18 protein-coding genes and 1 pseudogene are annotated in these 18,097 nt (G+C 61.4%); 14 read left to right on the forward strand and 5 right to left on the reverse strand.

Annotated features, from left to right (window positions below; translation table 11 throughout):
• Position 1 precedes the first annotated feature (1 nt).
• The 3 genes and pseudogenes from AYR47_RS31225 to AYR47_RS31235 all read right to left on the reverse strand — a co-directional run bounded on the left by AYR47_RS31225 (position 2) and on the right by AYR47_RS31235 (position 2,328).
• Positions 2-700, reverse strand: a complete 699-nt coding sequence (locus tag AYR47_RS31225) for a segregation and condensation protein A (RefSeq protein WP_177053511.1) — start codon at positions 698-700, stop codon at positions 2-4.
• Between the two features lie 120 nt (positions 701-820).
• A pseudogene (locus tag AYR47_RS31230) lies at positions 821-1,451 on the reverse strand (L-threonylcarbamoyladenylate synthase).
• 13 nt (positions 1,452-1,464) lie between these two features.
• On the reverse strand, positions 1,465-2,328 hold the full coding sequence (locus tag AYR47_RS31235) for a PHP domain-containing protein (protein WP_061449347.1): 864 nt from the start codon (positions 2,326-2,328) through the stop codon (positions 1,465-1,467).
• Between the two features lie 87 nt (positions 2,329-2,415).
• Between AYR47_RS31235 and AYR47_RS31240 the strand changes: the two genes are divergently transcribed.
• The 7 genes from AYR47_RS31240 (at position 2,416) to AYR47_RS31270 (ending at position 7,924) form a co-directional block, all read left to right on the forward strand.
• Positions 2,416-3,012, forward strand: coding sequence for a septation protein A (locus AYR47_RS31240; RefSeq protein ID WP_033896348.1), 597 nt, complete (start codon positions 2,416-2,418; stop codon positions 3,010-3,012).
• A gap of 1 nt (position 3,013) precedes the next feature.
• Entirely contained in the window at positions 3,014-3,313 is a 300-nt protein-coding gene (locus tag AYR47_RS31245; protein ID WP_015885584.1) for a YciI family protein, read from the forward strand.
• A 106-nt stretch (positions 3,314-3,419) separates the two neighbouring features.
• Positions 3,420-3,827, forward strand: coding sequence for a hypothetical protein (locus AYR47_RS31250; RefSeq protein WP_061449348.1), 408 nt, complete (start codon positions 3,420-3,422; stop codon positions 3,825-3,827).
• Between the two features lie 7 nt (positions 3,828-3,834).
• Complete coding sequence (locus tag AYR47_RS31255; RefSeq protein ID WP_003193803.1) at positions 3,835-4,512, forward strand: response regulator transcription factor; 678 nt, start codon at positions 3,835-3,837, stop codon at positions 4,510-4,512.
• 145 nt (positions 4,513-4,657) lie between these two features.
• Positions 4,658-5,122 carry an LTXXQ domain-containing protein gene (locus AYR47_RS31260; protein ID WP_016975427.1) on the forward strand — a complete coding sequence of 155 codons (465 nt, stop codon included), beginning with the start codon at positions 4,658-4,660 and terminating at the stop codon, positions 5,120-5,122.
• A 68-nt stretch (positions 5,123-5,190) separates the two neighbouring features.
• On the forward strand, positions 5,191-6,534 hold the full coding sequence (locus AYR47_RS31265) for a sensor histidine kinase (RefSeq protein WP_061449349.1): 1,344 nt from the start codon (positions 5,191-5,193) through the stop codon (positions 6,532-6,534).
• A 40-nt stretch (positions 6,535-6,574) separates the two neighbouring features.
• The gene (locus AYR47_RS31270; RefSeq protein WP_061449350.1) at positions 6,575-7,924 is read left to right on the forward strand and encodes a CoA transferase; all 1,350 of its coding nucleotides are present in this window, start codon (positions 6,575-6,577) and stop codon (positions 7,922-7,924) included.
• Here the strand turns inward: AYR47_RS31270 and AYR47_RS31275 are convergent, their stop codons facing one another.
• Positions 7,925-8,788: a DNA-3-methyladenine glycosylase family protein gene (locus AYR47_RS31275; protein ID WP_033896352.1), complete on the reverse strand. Its 864-nt coding sequence runs from the start codon at positions 8,786-8,788 to the stop codon at positions 7,925-7,927.
• Positions 8,785-10,212 (reverse strand): arginine-ornithine antiporter, encoded by a 1,428-nt coding sequence (arcD, locus tag AYR47_RS31280; protein WP_061449351.1) that lies wholly within the window; start codon positions 10,210-10,212, stop codon positions 8,785-8,787. The genes AYR47_RS31275 and arcD (AYR47_RS31280) overlap by 4 nt, the downstream gene beginning before the upstream one ends.
• Before the next feature lie 447 nt (positions 10,213-10,659).
• Between arcD (AYR47_RS31280) and arcD (AYR47_RS31285) the strand changes: the two genes are divergently transcribed.
• The 7 genes from arcD (AYR47_RS31285) to gcvH all read left to right on the forward strand — a co-directional run bounded on the left by arcD (AYR47_RS31285) (position 10,660) and on the right by gcvH (position 18,091).
• Entirely contained in the window at positions 10,660-12,087 is a 1,428-nt protein-coding gene (gene arcD, locus AYR47_RS31285; RefSeq protein WP_038851585.1) for an arginine-ornithine antiporter, read from the forward strand.
• Between the two features lie 33 nt (positions 12,088-12,120).
• Entirely contained in the window at positions 12,121-13,377 is a 1,257-nt protein-coding gene (gene arcA, locus AYR47_RS31290; RefSeq protein ID WP_016975433.1) for an arginine deiminase, read from the forward strand.
• 69 nt (positions 13,378-13,446) lie between these two features.
• A complete protein-coding gene (locus AYR47_RS31295; RefSeq protein WP_033896356.1) occupies positions 13,447-14,457 on the forward strand; it encodes an ornithine carbamoyltransferase in 1,011 nt (336 codons plus the stop codon).
• A 53-nt stretch (positions 14,458-14,510) separates the two neighbouring features.
• Positions 14,511-15,440, forward strand: a complete 930-nt coding sequence (gene arcC / locus AYR47_RS31300) for a carbamate kinase (protein WP_033896357.1) — start codon at positions 14,511-14,513, stop codon at positions 15,438-15,440.
• An 18-nt stretch (positions 15,441-15,458) separates the two neighbouring features.
• Positions 15,459-15,821: a DUF5064 family protein gene (locus AYR47_RS31305; RefSeq protein WP_033896358.1), complete on the forward strand. Its 363-nt coding sequence runs from the start codon at positions 15,459-15,461 to the stop codon at positions 15,819-15,821.
• A gap of 106 nt (positions 15,822-15,927) precedes the next feature.
• The gene (locus AYR47_RS31310; protein ID WP_016975437.1) at positions 15,928-17,436 is read left to right on the forward strand and encodes a sigma-54-dependent transcriptional regulator; all 1,509 of its coding nucleotides are present in this window, start codon (positions 15,928-15,930) and stop codon (positions 17,434-17,436) included.
• Positions 17,437-17,707: 271 nt separating this feature from the next.
• The gene (gene gcvH, locus AYR47_RS31315; protein ID WP_010208126.1) at positions 17,708-18,091 is read left to right on the forward strand and encodes a glycine cleavage system protein GcvH; all 384 of its coding nucleotides are present in this window, start codon (positions 17,708-17,710) and stop codon (positions 18,089-18,091) included.
• The last annotated feature ends 6 nt before the right edge of the window (positions 18,092-18,097 follow it).

An 18,097-nucleotide genomic window follows, 5' to 3' on the forward strand; every position in this document is an offset into this window, starting at 1 on the left:
TTTATTCGGCTCGCGCCCGCACGTGGATAGCCGCAAAAGGCTCATTCTGGACCAGCTCGACCAAGGACTCCTTGACCAATTCAAGGATCGCCATAAAGGTCACCACCACCCCCAGGCGCCCTTCTTCTTTAGTAAACAGTTCTACAAAAGGCACAAAACCACCGCCCTTCAGGCGCTCCAGCACATCGCTCATGCGCTCGCGAGTCGACAACGCCTCGCGACTGACCTGGTGGCTTTCAAACATATCGCCCCGGCGCAGCACCTCGGCCATGGACATCAGCAACTCTTCCAGGCTCACGTCCGGCAGCAGTTTGCGTGCGCGGGCTTCGGGGGCGTCGAGCTTGGGCACTACTACGTCGCGGCCCACCCGGCTCAAGCCGTCGATGCCTTCGGCGGCGGCCTTGAAGCGTTCGTACTCTTGCAGGCGGCGGATCAGCTCGGCGCGCGGGTCGTCTTCTTCGGCTTCCACCGTTTCCGAACGCGGCAGCAGCATGCGCGACTTGATCTCGGCGAGCATGGCGGCCATCACCAGGTATTCGGCGGCCAATTCCAGACGTACCGATTGCATCAACTCGACATAGCCCATGTACTGGCGGGTGATTTCCGCCACCGGAATGTCGAGGATGTTGATGTTCTGTTTACGGATCAGGTACAGCAGCAAGTCCAGCGGACCCTCGAACGCTTCAAGGAAGACTTCCAGGGCGTCCGGGGGAATGTACAGATCCAACGGCATTTCCATGACCGCCTGGCCATACACCATGGCAAACGGCAGTTCCTGCTGGGCGCCCGCCTGGGGATCAACGGTTTCCACGGCTGACATTCAGGCCTCGACCATGAACGGGGCCGGGTCGCCGCAACCCACGCGAATCACCTCGGGCTCACCGTCGGCCCAGGTTGATCACGGTGGAGGCCTTGTTGCCGCCGTAGCCGCCGTCGATGATCAGGTCGACCTGTTTTTCCAGCAATTGACGCATTTCGTAGGGGTCGTACAGCGGCTCATCTTCACCCGGCATGATCAGCGACACACTCATCAAAGGCTCACCCAGCTCTTCGAGCAGCGCCAGGGCGATGGGATGTTCCGGCACCCGCAGGCCGATGGTGCGCTTCTTGGGGTGCAACAGCAGTCGCGGCACTTCGCGGGTGGCGTTGAGAATAAAGGTGTAGGGCCCCGGCGTGTGCGCCTTGAGCAGGCGGAAAGTACCGGTGTCGACCTTGGCGAACAGGCCGAGCTGGGACAGGTCGCTGCAGATCAGCGCGAAGTTGTGCTTGTCGTCCAGCTGGCGCAGGCGTCTTACACGCTCCACCGCGCCCTTGTCGCCGATCTGGCAACCAATGGCGTAGGACGAATCAGTCGGGTAGATCACCACGCCGCCGGCGCGAATGATCTCGACGGCCTGCTTGATCAGGCGCGCCTGGGGGTTTTCCGGATGAATCTGGAAGAATTGACTCACGTGTTCTACCTGTTCAGACGGTGGCAATAATGGGGTCATGCTTGAATCGCCCCGACAAGAGCGGCAGGTCTTCGGGTACCTGGCGATACTCGCCGATTTCGGACCACCCACCTGGGCCATGAAAATCACTGCCGGCGCTGACCAGCAGACCAAATTCGCGGGCAAGGATCGCCAGGCTGCCGACCTGTTCGGCGGGTTGATGCCCATTGACCACTTCGATCGCGTGGCCGCCCGCTCCAATATAGTCGCTGATCAGCTTGCGGCGCTTGCTGCGGGTGAAATCGTAATGCCAGGGATGCGCCAGGCTCACCCAGGCGCCGGAGGCACGCAGGGTCCCGACCGTGTCTTCCAGGGTCGGCCAGTGTTGCTTCACATCCCCCAACTTGCCAGCACCCAGCCATTTGCGGAAGGCTTCGGCGCGATCCTTGACGAACCCTTCACGCACCATCCAGTCGGCAAAGTGCGGCCGGGCCGGTGCATTGCCGCTGTCGCCCAGCTCCTGCTGGATGGCGCGGGCGCCGTCGAGGGCGTTCGGCATGCCTTTAAGGCTGAGCTTGCGGCTTATTTCTTCGGACCGCAGCCAGCGGCCATCGTGCAAATCGGCGATGGCCTGCACCAACGGCGGGGCTTGCTGATCGAAGCCGTAGCCGAGCACATGAATGGTGGCGCCGCCCCAGGTGCAGGACAATTCCACGCCGTTGACCAGTTGCATGCCCAATGAATGCGCGGTTTCGCGGGCTTCGTCGAGGCCTTCGAGGGTGTCGTGGTCGGTCAACGCCAGGACTCGCACGCCTTTTTCAAACGCACGCGCAACCAGTACCGCGGGCGCCAGGGCGCCGTCGGAGGCCGTGCTGTGGCAGTGCAAATCAACATTCACGGGGATGTGTAACCTCAAGTCAGCTGGCGCTTTCGCTACCAAGGATGTTTGTTATTATGCCGCCACATCCAGCTTCTGGCTCTTACTGTGAAACAATTCATCGACTTCATCCCGCTGTTGCTGTTTTTCATCGTTACCAAACTCGACCCCAGGGTCATCGATATCGCCGGTCACCCGGTGTCGTTCGGGGGCATCTACAGCGCCACCGCCGTCCTGATCATCAGCTCTATCGTCGTCTACGGCGCTATCTTCATCTCCCAGCGCAAGCTGGAAAAAAGCCAATGGCTGACCCTCATTGCCTGCCTGGTATTCGGCGGCCTGACCCTGGCCTTCCACAGCGAAACCTTCCTCAAATGGAAAGCGCCGGTGGTGAACTGGCTGTTCGCGCTGGTGTTTACCGGCAGTCACTTCATCGGTGACCGCCTGCTGATCAAGCGGATCATGGGCCATGCGTTGACACTGCCGGAGCCGGTTTGGACACGCTTGAACGTGGCCTGGATCGTGTTCTTCCTGTTCTGCGGCGCCGCCAACCTGTTCGTGGCCTTTACCTTCCAGGATTACTGGGTCGACTTCAAAGTGTTCGGCAGCCTGGCCATGACCGTGTTGTTCCTGGTGGGCCAGGGCATCTACCTGTCGCGACACATGCATGACGTTGCCCCTACCACGCCTAAAACCGAGGACTGACATGCTCTACGCCATCATTGCCACCGACGTGGCCAATTCGCTGGAAAAACGCCTGAGCGTACGCCCGGCCCATGTCGAGCGCCTCAAGCAGCTGCAGGCCGAAGGCCGTATCGTGCTGGCCGGCCCGCACCCGGCGGTAGACAGCAACGACCCAGGCGATGCCGGTTTCACCGGTAGCCTGATCGTCGCCGAGTTCGCCTCCCTGGCCGATGCCCAGGCCTGGGCGAAGGCTGATCCTTACGTGGCGGCCGGCGTTTACGCTGACGTCGTGATCAAGCCGTTCAAGCAAGTCTTGCCTTGATAACGGCCGCGCCGAACCTAATCGGTTCGGCGCATGCCTAATTGCTCATTATTCTCGGTACCCTGCCGACAACGTTCTGAATATTCGTGTGGAATCAGGAGTTCCGATGCGCTTACGTCAGTTGTGTCTGTTGGCAGTGGTAATGATCGGGGCTACGGCCCACGCTGAAGAAACCTCGAACACCGGCAGTTCCACGCCCCTGTCCTTGAGTGCCGGCGCCCAGATCACCGAGTTGCAGCAACGTTTGAAAGAAAGCGAACGCCAGCGTGAAGAACTGAGCAAGCAACTGCAAAACGCAGATGCTACCCGCGAAAGCGCCCAATTGAGTCGCCTTCGCCAAGAGAACCAACGCCTGGCCCAGCAACTCAAAGATACACAGGGCGGCGCCTTGACCCGCTGGCTGACCGAGCAACAACAGTGGTTCGTCACCGGTGGGGCCGTCGCACTGATCGCCCTGCTGTGCGGGATCTTCGCCAGCGGGGGGCACCGTCGCCGTCGACAATGGCTAAATTGAGTGAGTCATGAGCGAGCTGTTACTGATAGATGATGACCAGGAGCTCTGTGAGCTGCTGACCAGTTGGTTGAGCCAGGAAGGCTTTCAGGTGCGCGCCTGCCATGACGGCTTGAGTGCGCGCAAAGCCTTGGCCGACAGCGCGCCGGCTGCGGTGGTGCTCGACGTGATGCTGCCCGACGGCAGCGGCCTTGAATTGCTCAAGCAATTGCGCAACGACCACCCGGAACTGCCGGTGCTGATGCTCTCGGCCCGCGGCGAGCCGCTGGACCGCATCCTCGGCCTCGAACTGGGCGCCGACGATTACCTGGCCAAGCCCTGCGACCCACGCGAGCTGACCGCCCGCCTGCGCGCCGTATTGCGCCGCAGCCATCCGGCCGCCGTGTCGACCCAGCTGGAATTGGGCGACCTGTGCTTCAGCCCGGTGCGCGGCGTGGTCAGCATCGACGAGCAGGAGTTCGCCCTCACCGTTTCCGAAAGCCGCCTGCTGGAAGCGCTGCTGCGTCAGCCCGGCGAACCGCTGGACAAACAGGAACTGGCGCAGATCGCCCTGGGCCGCAAGCTGACCCTTTACGATCGCAGCCTGGATATGCACGTCAGCAACCTACGCAAAAAAATCGGCCCACACCCGGATGGCCGTCCACGGATCGTGGCGTTGCGTAGCCGGGGCTACTACTACAGCCTCTGAAATCAGGAGCCCTGGGCTCCTGGTTTTGTCAGCGCCCATCCAAATCGTCTTTACCCAAGCTTTACCCACACCTGACCGCCGCTGACCTTGATCTCCGTAATCTACTCACATCCGGACTCACCGGAATAGAGACAGGAGAATCACCATGCGCAAGACCCTTATCGCTTTGATGTTCGCCGCTGCCCTGCCCACCGTTGCCATGGCGGCAATGCCTGAAGGCCCAGGCCCGATGGGCGGCCCGGAAGGCCACATGATGGGTGGCCCGGGCCACGGCGGTGAACACGGTCCGCGTGGCAAAGGCGGCCCTTTCAGCCAACTGGACCTGAGCAAGGAACAGCGCCAGCAGATCGGCAAGTTGATGGGCGACCAATGGCACGCTCGCAAAGACCTGACCAAGAAGTACTTGGACAAATTGCCAGCCGCTGACCAGAAAGCCATGCAGGACGAAATCGCCGCCGGCAAGCAGAAAACCCAGGCGGACATTCGTGCGGTGCTCAAGCCTGACCAGCAGAAGAAGTTCGACGAGATCGTCAAGCAGCAGGAACAGCGTCGCGCCGAATGGAAGGAATTCCAGGCCTGGAAAGCGCAACAGCCGCAAAAAGCGCAATAATGCACCCGCGTTAACGCTCCCAGCCCAGTGGCTACCGCCACTGGGCTTTTCCTGTTTGAGGGTTTCCTGTGCGTTCATTGTTCTGGCGCATCCTGGCCAGTTTCTGGCTGGCCATCGCCTTGGTTGCCGGGCTGTCGATCCTGCTTGGGCACATGCTCAATCAAGATGCCTGGATTCTCAGCCGTCACCCCGGCCTCAATAACCTGGCCGAAGAGTGGACCCAGCTCTACGAAGCCCAGGGCGAGGACGCGGCGCAGGATTTGCTGCAACAACGCAAGCGCCAGTATCACATCGACGTACAAGTGCTGAATGAAAGCGGCGAGCCGGTGGTGCGCGGCACCTTCCCGCGCCGCGCCGCCGCTTTCGAAGCCCGTCAGAATGACAGCCAGGACGGCCACCTGCCCTGGCGCCGCCTGACCGCCGAGTACACCAGCGAAAAGACCGGCGACACCTACCTGCTGATCTACCGCATCCCCCACCCGGAACTCGACGCCTGGCACCGCAGCAGCCTTCTGTGGCCGTTGAGTGCACTGGCGATTGCGCTGGTCGTGCTGACCCTGTTCAGCCTGCTGGTGACGCTGTCCATCACCCGTCCCCTCAGCCGTTTACGCGGCGCGGTGCACGACCTTGGCCAAGCCACCTATCAGCAAAACAGCCTGGCGCGCCTGGCCAACCGTCGCGATGAATTCGGCGTGCTGGCCACCGATTTCAACCGCATGGGCGCCCGCCTGCAAAGCCTGATCGGCAGCCAGCGCCAGTTGCTGCGCGACGTGTCCCACGAACTGCGTTCGCCCTTGGCGCGTTTGCGTATCGCCCTGGCGTTGGCCGAACGCGCCAGCCCCGAAGAGCGGGAAAAGCTCTGGCCGCGCCTGACCCGCGAATGCGACCGTCTGGAAGCCTTGATCAGTGAAATTCTGGTACTGGCCCGCGTTGATGCCGACAACGCCAGCGCCGAAGAAGTCGACCTCACCGTCTTGCTCAAAACCTTGCAAAAAGACGCCCAGCTCGGCGCGCCGGACCAGGTGGTGCAACTGAACGCCGACACCGACCTGCACCTGAAGGGCTGGCCGACCATGATCGAACGCGCGGTGGATAACCTGCTGCGTAATGCCCAGCGCTTCAATCCACAGGGCCAGCCGATTGAACTGCACGCCCAGCGTCAGGGTGACCGGATCCTGATCAGCGTGCGCGACCACGGTCCCGGAGTTGACGCCGAACACTTGAGCCAGCTGGGTGAACCCTTCTACCGCGCCCCCGGCCAGACCGCACAAGGCCATGGCCTGGGCCTGGCGATTGCGCGTCGCGCCGCCGAACGCCATGGCGGCAGCCTGATCCTGGCCAATCATCCCGACGGCGGTTTTGTTGCCAGCATCGACCTGCCGTTGGAACCAGGGGTTGTCACACCGGCCTGATGATCTTCTATAGTGGCCCTTCTCTTACGGAGGGCCTTTGATGACTGACCTGCTGACTCCCATCCAAGCCGCACTCGCTCTACCACAAACGCCACTGACCTTTACCGAAGCCGGCGCCCTGCCCTCGACCTTCGCCGTGACTGAGCTGGCCAGCGCCAGCATCGGTGCCGCGGGCCAGGCGGTGGCGCAGTTGATCCAACAACAGACCGGACGCCTGCCCAGCGTCACAGTGGACCGGCGCCTCGCGTCCTTTTGGTTTTCTTCTTCGATCCGCCCGGTGGGCTGGCAAGTACCGCCGCTGTGGGACGCGGTGGCCGGCGACTACGCCAGCGCCGATGGCTGGATTCGCCTGCACACCAATGCGCCCCATCACCGCGCGGCGGCCGAGCGTGTGCTGGGCAAGGTGACCGACCGGGCCGAAATGGCCGCCAAGGTTGCCAAATGGAATGCCGCCGAACTGGAACAGGCGATTGTCGATGAGGGCGGTTGCGCCGCGCAGATGCGTGACTGGCAAGCCTGGCAGGCCCACCCCCAAGGGTTGGCGGTGAATGCCGAGGAACTGGTGCAGCGCCAGACCTTTGCAACCACCACCGACAAGCCCTGGCTCGGCTCGGTTGCACGGCCACTGGCGGGCCTCAAGGTATTGGACCTGACCCGCGTGCTCGCCGGCCCCGTCGCCAGCCGCTTTCTCGCAGGCCTGGGCGCTGATGTGCTGCGCATCGATTCGCCCACCTGGAACGAACCCGGCGTAGTACCGGAAATGACCCTGGGCAAACGCTGCGCCCGCCTGGATCTGAAAAGCCCGGAAGGCCGACAGGTTTTCGAAGGCCTGCTCAAGGAAGCCGACATCCTGTTCCATGGTTACCGCGCCGATGCCCTGGAACAGTTGGGTTACACCGCCGATGGACTGCAAACCCTCGCCCCCGGCCTGATTGACGTCAGCCTCAACGCCTACGGCTGGAGCGGCCCGTGGCGCAACCGTCGGGGTTTCGACAGCCTGGTGCAGATGAGCAGCGGAATCGCCGCCGCCGGCATGGCCTGGAAACAGTCGAACAAACCAGTGCCGCTGCCGTTGCAGGCGTTGGATCACGCCACCGGGTATTTGATGGCGGCCAGTGCGATTCAAGCATTGAGCGAACGGTTGAAGTCCGGGCGTGGTGGCGCGGCGCGGTTGTCATTGGCGCGAACGGCGAGCTTGTTGGTGGAGGCTGGACAAGTGCCGGAGCAACCAGCGTTACGCGCCGAAGCGCCAACGGATCAAGGCGTATTGGTGGAGCAGACAGCCTGGGGTCAGGCACATCGATTATTGCCACCGGTGACCATCAGCGGCACGCCGTTGCAGTGGGATTTGCCGGCTGGGGAATTGGGATCACACCGACCCCAGTGGTGATCAATCCACCCGTTGCAACGACGTCCACAAATGCTGCGCCGCATACGCCCTGAGCGGTCGCCAAGCCTCAGCCCGCGCCAGCAACTGGCGTGGGCTCACCGGCCCACCTTCCAACGCCGTCAGCGCATTGATCAACCCGATATCCCCCGAGGCAAACGCATCCGCCTCGCGCATCTGACGCATGGCGATGTACTGCGCGGTCCAGTCGCCAATGCCCGGCAACGCCACCAACCGCGCCACACCGGCCTTGAGGCTGGCCTGGGGTTCGAACAAGCGGGGATCATCCAGCAACGCCTGGGCCACACCCGACAAGGTCCGCCCACGCGCCTTGGGCATGCCCAGCGTCGCCAGGTCCGCCGCTGCCAACACCTCGGCGGAGGGGAACACATGGGTGATAGCGGCATGTGGGGTTGCCAGTGGCTGACCGTATTGCGTCACCAACTTGCCCGCCAGACGAATCGCAGCCACCACAGTAATTTGCTGGCCCAGCACCGCGCGAATCGCCAGTTCCAGGCCATCCCAGGTGCCCGGCACACGCAGGCCCGGACGCGCCGCAACCAGTTGCGCCATCAATGGGTCCGTCGCCAGTTGCGGGTTGATCAACTGGGGTTGGGCGTCCAGATCAAACATCGCGCGCAGGCGCCGTTCGATCTCAGGCAAAGCCGCCGCTTCTGGAAAATCCACCTCCACGTCGAGCCAATCGCCATCCCCCCTTGACACGCTGATCCAGCCCTGCTGCCCGCCGAGGCGGATACTGCGCCGGTACACGCTCGCTTCGACCGTCTCCATCCCGCCGATCGCCCGCGCCGACAGAAACCCCACCATTGCCGCCCAATCGTAGGGCGGCTGATACGCCAGTCTCACAACGACAACACCCCGCTGTACAAGCCATACGCCGCCAACCCTGCGCCGGCGATCACGCAGCTGAAAATGCCTTTTTCCATGTGGGTAAACAAGGGCTGGCCCTGCTCACGCTTGGCGAGGGCAAACAGGATCACGCCCGGCGCATACAACAGCGCCGACAGCAGCAGGTATTTCAAGCCCCCGGCGTAGAGCAGCCACACCGCGTAGCCGAGGGCAATCAGGCCGACCAGCAGGTCCTTCATACGCTGGCCGTGGGCACCTTCGTAGGTCTCGCCGCGCCCGCTCAGCAGCACCGCATAGGCGGCCGACCACAGGTAGGGCACCAGGATCATCGACGAGGCCAGATAAATCAGGGTGGTGTAGGTGCTATGGGAAAACAGCGTGATCACCAGGAACAGCTGGATCATCACATTGGTCAGCCACAGCGCATTGACCGGCACCTGATTGACGTTTTCCTTTTTCAGGAAGGCCGGCATGGTCTTGTCATGGGCGGTGGCGTAGAGGATTTCCGCGCAGAGCAGCGCCCACGACAATAAGGCGCCGAGCAGAGACACTGCCAAACCGATGCTGATCGCCATCGCGCCCCACGGGCCGACGATATGTTCCAGCACACCCGCCAGGGACGGGTTTTGTAATTGCGCCAGTTCCGGCTGGCTCATGATCCCCAAAGACAGCACGTTCACCAGCACCAGCAACGCCAGCACACCCAGGAAGCCGATCACCGTGGCGCGGCCCACATCCGAGCGTTTCTCAGCCCGCGCCGAATAGACACTGGCACCTTCGATGCCAATAAACACAAACACGGTGACCAGCATCATGTTGCGCACCTGGTCCACCACGCTGCCGATCTTCGGGTTGCCCAGGCCCCAGATATCGCGGGTGAAGATATCCACCTTGAACGCCACGGCGGCAATCACGATGAACATCAGCAACGGCACGATCTTGGCCACGGTGGTGATCTGGTTGATGAACGCCGCCTCCTTGATCCCACGCATCACCAGGAAATGCACGGCCCACAGCAACAAGGACGCACAGCCGATGGCCACCGGTGTGTTGCCCTGGCCGAACACCGGAAAAAAGTAGCCGAGGGTACTAAATAGCAACACGAAGTAACCCACGTTGCCCATCCAGGCGCTGATCCAGTAGCCCCAAGCCGATGAAAAACCCATGTAGTCGCCGAAACCCGCCTTGGCGTAGGCGTACACCCCCGAATCCAGCTCGGGCTTGCGGTTGGCCAAGGTCTGGAACACGAATGCCAGGGTCAACATGCCGACGGCGGTGATTGCCCAACCGATCAGCACGGCCCCCACCTCGGCGCGGGCAGCCATGTTCTGCGGCAAGGAAAAAATCCCGCCGCCGATCATCGAGCCCACCACCAGGGCGATCAAGGCGCTGAGTCGAAGTTTCCGGGCCGGTTGGGACATACACACTCCTGGTCAATAACTGTTTGAGCCGACAACCGTGCACTCAACTAATTAACTCAGCGAGTGTAGCGTTTATTAGAGAAGGCGATAAAACTGACACGTTCATAACGTAATGGCATGTCAGTTACACACAATTAGGCTTATTTAGAATTTAAATACTGCACACGCACTACGCTTATAGCGCTTTGGTGAAACTTCGTTCGAAAAGTTTGCACATCTGGAAATACGGTCTAGCTTCAAACGTCCACGGACCTGACTAATAGATTAACCATAAAGCGAGAGAAGCGCTCTGCAAAGCACCTCTCCGAGGATTTATATCGCCCACGAGTTTCCAGCCTAAGTCATTAATTCACAATGGAATGTGCCAATGAAGTGATCTGAGTCAGCTGTTTGAATAGCGCACGGAATTATTCTGTGGTCTCTCTTCTCCTGCATTGGAGTTATGCAATGTCTGAATCTCCCGGAAAACTTCGACTCGGCGCACTGGTTGCACTTGTCGTGGGCTCGATGATTGGCGGCGGGATCTTCTCACTGCCGCAGAACATGGCCGCCAGCGCCGACGTCGGCGCGGTGTTGATTGGTTGGGTGATTACCGCCATCGGCATGTTGACCCTCGCGTTTGTGTTCCAGACCCTCGCCAACCGCAAGCCTGACCTCGACGGCGGGGTCTACGCCTACGCCAAGGCCGGGTTCGGCGACTACATGGGTTTCTCGTCTGCCTGGGGCTACTGGATCAGTGCCTGGCTGGGCAACGTGGGGTACTTCGTACTTTTGTTCAGCACCCTCGGTTACTTCTTCCCGCTATTTGGAGAGGGAAATACCCCTGCTGCTGTGATCGGTGCCTCGGCGCTGCTGTGGGCCGTGCATTTCCTGGTCCTGCGCGGCATCAAGGAAGCGGCGTTCATCAACCTGGTGACCACCGTCGCCAAGGTCGTACCGCTGGTGCTGTTCGTGTTGATCGCGCTGTTTGCGTTCAAGCTGGAGATCTTCACCGCTGACATCTGGGGCGTGAAAAACCCGGACCTGGGCAGTGTGATGAACCAGGTGCGCAACATGATGCTCGTCACCGTCTGGGTGTTCATCGGCATCGAAGGCGCGAGCATCTTCTCGTCCCGTGCGGAAAAACGCTCCGACGTGGGCAAGGCCACCGTGATCGGTTTTATCACCGTGCTGCTGTTCCTGATGCTGGTGAACGTGCTGTCCCTGGGCATCATGACCCAACCGGAACTGGCCAAGCTGCAAAACCCATCGATGGCCGCCGTGCTGGAGCATGTGGTGGGCCACTGGGGCGCGGTGCTGATCAGCGTCGGCCTGATCATCTCGCTGCTCGGGGCGCTGCTGTCGTGGGTGCTGCTGTGTGCGGAGATCATGTTCGCCGCCGCCAAGGACCACACCATGCCGGAGTTCCTGCGCAAGGAGAACGCCAACCACGTACCGGTCAACGCCCTGTGGCTGACCAACGCCATGGTGCAACTGTTCCTGGTGATCACGCTGTTTTCCGCCAGCACTTACCTGTCGCTGATCTACCTCGCCACCTCGATGATCCTGGTGCCTTACCTGTGGTCGGCGGCCTACGCGCTGCTGCTGGCGGTGCGCGGCGAGACCTACGAGAACGCCCTGAAAGAGCGCAAGAAAGACCTGTTCATCGGCGCCATCGCCCTGATCTACGCGATCTGGCTGCTCTACGCCGGCGGCACCAAATACCTGCTGCTCTCCGCCCTGCTGTACGCCCCCGGCGCGATCCTGTTCGCCAAGGCCAAGCGTGAACTGGGCAAACCGATTTTCACCAACGTCGAGAAGCTGATTTTCGCCGCAGTGGTCATTGGCGCCCTGGTGGCGGCCTATGGGCTCTACGACGGCTTCCTGACCCTGTAACACCTGAATCTTTTGTTCACTGGAGGATCTGTAATGACCACGGAAAAAGTGAAGTACGGCGTACATTCCGAAGCCGGCAAACTGCGCAAAGTCATGGTGTGCTCCCCAGGCTTGGCCCACCAGCGGCTGACCCCCAACAACTGCGATGAACTGCTGTTCGATGACGTGCTATGGGTGGCCCAGGCCAAGCGCGACCATTTCGACTTTGTGACCAAGATGCGCGAGCGGGATATTGATGTGCTGGAAATGCACAACCTGCTCACCGACATCGTCGCCATCCCCGACGCGCTGGACTGGATCCTGGAACGCAAGATCACCGCCAACACTGTCGGCCTGGGCCTGGTGGATGAAGTCAGCTCCTGGCTGCGCAGCCTGGAGCCGCGCAAAATCAGTGAGTTCCTGATTGGTGGCGTGTCCGCCGATGACCTGCCGAGCAGCTTCGGTGGCAAGACCATCGAGATGTTCCGCGATTTCCTCGGGCATTCCAGCTTCATCCTGCCGCCGCTGCCCAACACCCAGTTCACCCGTGACACCACCTGCTGGATCTACGGCGGCGTGACGCTGAACCCGATGTACTGGCCGGCGCGACGCCAGGAGACCCTGCTGACCACCGCCATCTACAAGTTCCACCCGGAATTCACCAACGCGGACTTTCAGATCTGGTACGGCGACCCGGATCAAGAACACGGCGCGTCCACCCTGGAAGGCGGCGACGTGATGCCCATCGGCAACGGCGTGGTCCTGATCGGCATGGGCGAGCGTTCGTCGCACCAGGCCATTGGCCAACTGGCGCGCAACCTGTTCAAGAACAAGGCGGTGGAAAAAGTCATCGTGGCCGGCCTGCCCAAATCCCGCGCCGCGATGCACCTGGACACCGTGTTCAGCTTCTGCGACCGCGACCTGGTCACCATCTTCCCCGAAGTGGTCAACCAGATCGTCGCCTTCACCCTGCGCCCTGACGAGAGCAAGCCTCACGGCATCGATATCCAACGCGAGAAAACCAACTTCCTCGACACCGTCGCCGCGGCCCTCGGCCTCAAGGCACTGCGCGTGGTGGAAACCGGCGGCAACAGCTTCGCCGCTGAACGCGAGCAGTGGGACGACGGCAACAACGTGGTGGCCGTGGAGCCGGGCGTGGTGATCGGTTACGACCGCAACACCTACACCAACACCCTGCTGCGCAAGGCCGGTGTGGAAGTCATCACCATCAGTGCCGGTGAACTGGGCCGTGGCCGTGGCGGCGGCCACTGCATGACCTGCCCGATCATCCGCGACCCTATCGACTACTAAGCGACCATCCCCTGGCCGGCGTCCATCAGACGCTGGCCAGGCAGATCACCGAATCCAAGGAGAATCATCATGGCGTTCAACATTCACAACCGCAGCCTGCTCAGCCTGGAACACCACACCCCGCGCGAGCTGCGCTACCTGCTGGACCTGTCCCGCGACCTCAAGCGCGCCAAGTACACCGGCACCGAACAGCAACACCTCAAAGGCAACAACATCGCGCTGATCTTCGAAAAAACCTCCACCCGCACCCGCTGCGCCTTCGAAGTGGCCGCCTATGACCAAGGCGCCAACGTCACCTACATCGACCCGGGCTCCTCGCAGATCGGCCATAAGGAAAGCATGAAGGACACCGCCCGCGTACTCGGGCGCATGTATGACGCCATCGAATACCGTGGCTTCAAGCAGGAGATCGTCGAAGAGCTGGCCAAGTTTGCCGGCGTGCCGGTGTTCAACGGCCTGACCGATGAATATCACCCGACCCAGATGATCGCCGACGTGCTGACCATGCGCGAACACGCCGACAAGCCGATTCACGAGATCAGCTACGCCTACCTGGGCGATGCCCGCAACAACATGGGCAACTCGCTGCTGCTGGTGGGCGCCAAGCTCGGCATGGACGTGCGTATCTGCGCGCCTAAAGCCCTGTGGCCCCACGATGACCTGGTCGGCCGCTGCAAGAAATACGCAGAAGAAAGCGGCGCGCGCATCACCCTCACCGAAGACCCGAAAGCCGCGGTCAAAGGCGTGGACTTCATCCACACCGACGTGTGGGTATCCATGGGTGAGCCCGTGGAAGCCTGGGCCGAGCGCATCGAACAACTACTGCCATACCAAGTGAACGCCGAGCTGATGAAAGCCACCGGCAACCCACGCACCAAGTTCATGCACTGCCTGCCGGCGTTTCACAACAGCGATACCAAGGTCGGCAAGCAGATTGCCGAGCAGTATCCGCACCTGGCCAATGGCATTGAAGTGACAGACGACGTGTTCGAGTCGCCGGCCTGCATCGCCTTCGAGCAGGCGGAAAACCGCATGCACACCATCAAGGCGATCCTGGTGTCGACCTTGGCCGACCTGTAACCCTTTCTTCGGGGGAGCCCGCTCCCCCGCTGCTTTGAAAAAGGACAGACGCTATGCGTATCGTCGTAGCACTGGGCGGTAACGCCCTGCTCCGCCGTGGTGAACCCATGACTGCGGACAACCAACGCGCCAATATCCGGATCGCCACCGAACAGATCGCCAAGATCCACCCCGGCAACGAGCTGGTGATCGCTCACGGCAATGGCCCGCAAGTCGGCCTGCTGTCGTTGCAGGCGGCGGCCTACACCCAGGTCTCGCCGTACCCGCTGGACGTGCTCGGCGCCGAGACCGAAGGCATGATCGGCTACATCATCGAACAGGAACTGGGCAACCTGCTGGACTTCGAAGTGCCCTTCGCCACCCTGCTCACCCAAGTCGAAGTGGACGCCAAGGACCCGGCTTTCAAGAACCCGACCAAGCCCATCGGCCCAGTGTATTCCAAGGCCGAAGCGGAGAAACTCGCCGCCGAAAAAGGCTGGGCCATTGCGCCGGACGGCGACAAGTACCGTCGTGTGGTCGCCAGCCCGCGCCCTAAACGTATCTTTGAAATCCGCCCGATCAAGTGGCTGCTGGAAAAAAGCAGCATCGTGATCTGCGCGGGGGGCGGCGGCATCCCGACCATGTATGGCGAGGACGGCAAGCTCAAAGGCATCGAAGCGGTGATCGACAAGGACCTGTGTTCGTCTCTGCTGGCCTGGCAGTTGGAAGCCGATTTGCTGGTGATCGCCACCGACGTCAACGCCGCGTTTATCGATTTCGGCAAACCCACCCAGAAGGCCATCAGCCAGGCCCACCCCGACGAAATGGAAAAACTCGGCTTCGCCGCCGGTTCCATGGGCCCCAAGGTACAAGCTGCCTGCGAGTTCGCCCGCCAGACTGGCAAAACCGCCGTCATCGGTTCACTCTCGGACATCGAAGCCATCGTCCAGGGCAGCGCCGGTACGCGCATCAGCACGGCAAAACCTGGCATCACCTATCTGTGAAGTAGAGGAGAGACGCCTATGGCCACCTTTGAACCGGGTCACTTGCACGTTGAACGCCACGCGCTGAATGCGCAGGACTACAGCTACAACCTGTGTATCGACTACGAAGTCAGCCAGGATCCAAAGGAAGGCAAGGGCATGCTGTTCAAGCTGCATGGCTCGGTGCAGGGCAAGGACCTCAAGGAAGAGTTCTTCCTGCCCAAGGACCAGGCGTTCGACTTTGCGCGGCATGCGATGAACATTGCGCAGAAGTACGGCATGCCGAAGATCGCCGTGTTGAACGGCGCGATGCACAAGCAGTACGACTTGATGTTCGAGGATGTGCGGCATCAGTTGGATGTGAAGGCAGGTGATCCGGTCAAGCCCGAACACCTGGAATAAGAACGCCGCAGATCCACTGTGGGAGCAAGCCCGCTCCCACATTTTGATCTCCACTCGCTCCAAGGCATACTTGCCGCCTCTCGCTCCCCAGAATTGTTAGCGCCCCATGCGTATCCACGTCAGCTTCATCGACCGCGTCGGCATTACCCAGGAAGTCCTGGCCCTGCTCGGTGGGCGCAATCTCAACCTGGATGCGGTGGAGATGGTGCCGCCCAACGTCTACATCGACGCGCCGACCCTGAGCGCCGAAGTACTCGAAGAACTGCGCGACGCCCTCTTCAGCGTGCAGGGCGTGCAAGCGGTGACCGTGGTGGACATCCTCCCCGGCCAACGTCGCCACCTGCAACTCGATGCCCTGTTGGCCGCCATGACCGACCCGGTGCTGGCGCTGGACAGCGCGGGCAAGATCCTGCTGGCCAACCCGGCGCTGATCGCCCTGTATGGTCGCGAGCCGGCGGGCGAAAGCATCAGCGAACTGTTCAATGACCCGAAGCTGCTCGACACCCTGCTGGAGCAAGGCTTCCGCTTGCCGCTGCGCGAGATCAGCGTCAACGGCCAGACCCTGCTGCTGGACGCCACGCCGATCACCGACGCCGGCGCCCTGCTCACCCTCTACCAACCCAACCGCATCGGCGAACAGCTGTCGGCGCTGCACCATGACCATGCCGAAGGCTTTGACGCGCTGCTCGGTGAATCCCCTGTCATCCGCACGCTCAAGGCCCGCGCCCAGCGGGTAGCGGCGCTGGATGCCCCGTTGTTGATCCAGGGCGAAACCGGCACCGGCAAAGAGCTGGTGGCGCGGGCCTGTCATGCCATCAGTGCGCGCCACAGTGCGCCGTTCCTGGCCTTGAACTGCGCGGCGCTGCCGGAGAACCTCGCGGAAAGCGAGTTGTTCGGTTATGCACCGGGCGCCTTTACCGGCGCGCAACGCGGTGGCAAGCCGGGGCTGATGGAGTTGGCCAACCAGGGCACGGTGTTTCTGGATGAGATCGGTGAGATGTCGCCGTACTTGCAGGCCAAGCTGCTGCGGTTTCTCAACGACGGCAGCTTCCGCCGCGTGGGCGGCGACCGTGAAGTGAAGGTCAATGTGCGCATCCTCAGCGCCACCCACCGCGATCTGGAAAAAATGGTCAGCGAAGGCACCTTTCGCGAAGACCTGTTCTATCGCCTCAACGTGCTCAACGTCGAAGTGCCGCCATTGCGCGCACGCGGCCAGGACATCCTGTTGCTGGCCCGTTATTTCATGCAGCAGGCCTGCGCGCAGATCCAGCGTCCGGTGTGCCGCCTGGCACCCGGCACGTACCCGGCGCTGCTCGGCAACCGCTGGCCGGGCAACGTTCGGCAACTGCAGAACGTGATCTTCCGCGCCGCCGCCATCTGCGAAAGCAGCTTGGTGGACATTGGCGACCTGGATATCGCCGGCACGTCAGTGGCGCGCCAGAGCGACGGTGAAATCGACAGCCTGGAACAGGCGGTGGAAGACTTCGAGCGCAACCTGCTGGAAACGCTATACACCAGCTACCCTTCGACGCGCCAACTGGCCAGCCGGTTGCAGACCTCGCACACGGCGATTGCCCATCGGCTGCGCAAGTACGGCATCCCGAATAAGGTCTGAGAACGACATCGACTGTACTGAAAGCGCTACAGCGTAACGATATCGCTACAACCCTGTTTTTTGCGCGCCATGCAAGGCTTTGATCCGCATAGGCTTTTTTTCCTGCGCCCAGCTGTAGCGAAATCGCTACAGTCATAATGCATAACGCTATAACCAATTTTATTAACTCATTGATTTATAACGAATAAATAAGATTGGCCGCGATATTGCTAAGCAACTCCCCATTATTCCAATCCCGTCCACCAGACGAATCTGGCCTTGAGGAGTTTCCATGAGCGAGTTGCGTTTCACTGAAGATCACGAATGGCTGCGCGCCGAAGCTGACGGCAGCGTCACCGTGGGTATCACCGCTTTCGCGCAGAACGCGCTGGGTGATGTGGTTTTCGTGCAACTGCCGGAGTTGCAGGCCTATGACAAGGGCGCCGAGGCGTCCACCGTTGAGTCGGTCAAAGCGGCCAGCGGCGTGTACATGCCTTTGGACGGTGAAGTCCTTGAAGTGAACGACAAATTGGATGGCAGCCCGGAGCTGGTCAACGAAGACCCGATGGGCGAAGGTTGGTTCTTCCGCTTTAAGCCGGCCGATGCCGGTGCAGTCGCTAAACTGTTGGATCAGGACGCGTACGACCGCCTGATCAAAGCCAACGCTGAAGCCTGAGGAGCG

This window comes from Pseudomonas azotoformans, assembly GCF_001579805.1.
Classification (GTDB): Bacteria; Pseudomonadota; Gammaproteobacteria; order Pseudomonadales; family Pseudomonadaceae; genus Aquipseudomonas; species Aquipseudomonas azotoformans_A.

Coding starts and splice junctions, on each gene's coding strand:
- AYR47_RS31245 (WP_015885584.1), top strand. CDS start 3,014: ATGCTCTACGCCATCATTGCCACCGACGTGGCCAATTCGCTGGAAAAA.
- AYR47_RS31250 (WP_061449348.1), top strand. CDS start 3,420: ATGCGCTTACGTCAGTTGTGTCTGTTGGCAGTGGTAATGATCGGGGCT.
- AYR47_RS31255 (WP_003193803.1), top strand. CDS start 3,835: ATGAGCGAGCTGTTACTGATAGATGATGACCAGGAGCTCTGTGAGCTG.
- AYR47_RS31260 (WP_016975427.1), top strand. CDS start 4,658: ATGCGCAAGACCCTTATCGCTTTGATGTTCGCCGCTGCCCTGCCCACC.
- AYR47_RS31270 (WP_061449350.1), top strand. CDS start 6,575: ATGACTGACCTGCTGACTCCCATCCAAGCCGCACTCGCTCTACCACAA.
- arcD (WP_061449351.1), bottom strand. CDS start 10,212: ATGTCCCAACCGGCCCGGAAACTTCGACTCAGCGCCTTGATCGCCCTG.
- arcD (WP_038851585.1), top strand. CDS start 10,660: ATGTCTGAATCTCCCGGAAAACTTCGACTCGGCGCACTGGTTGCACTT.
- arcA (WP_016975433.1), top strand. CDS start 12,121: ATGACCACGGAAAAAGTGAAGTACGGCGTACATTCCGAAGCCGGCAAA.
- AYR47_RS31295 (WP_033896356.1), top strand. CDS start 13,447: ATGGCGTTCAACATTCACAACCGCAGCCTGCTCAGCCTGGAACACCAC.
- arcC (WP_033896357.1), top strand. CDS start 14,511: ATGCGTATCGTCGTAGCACTGGGCGGTAACGCCCTGCTCCGCCGTGGT.
- AYR47_RS31305 (WP_033896358.1), top strand. CDS start 15,459: ATGGCCACCTTTGAACCGGGTCACTTGCACGTTGAACGCCACGCGCTG.
- AYR47_RS31310 (WP_016975437.1), top strand. CDS start 15,928: ATGCGTATCCACGTCAGCTTCATCGACCGCGTCGGCATTACCCAGGAA.
- gcvH (WP_010208126.1), top strand. CDS start 17,708: ATGAGCGAGTTGCGTTTCACTGAAGATCACGAATGGCTGCGCGCCGAA.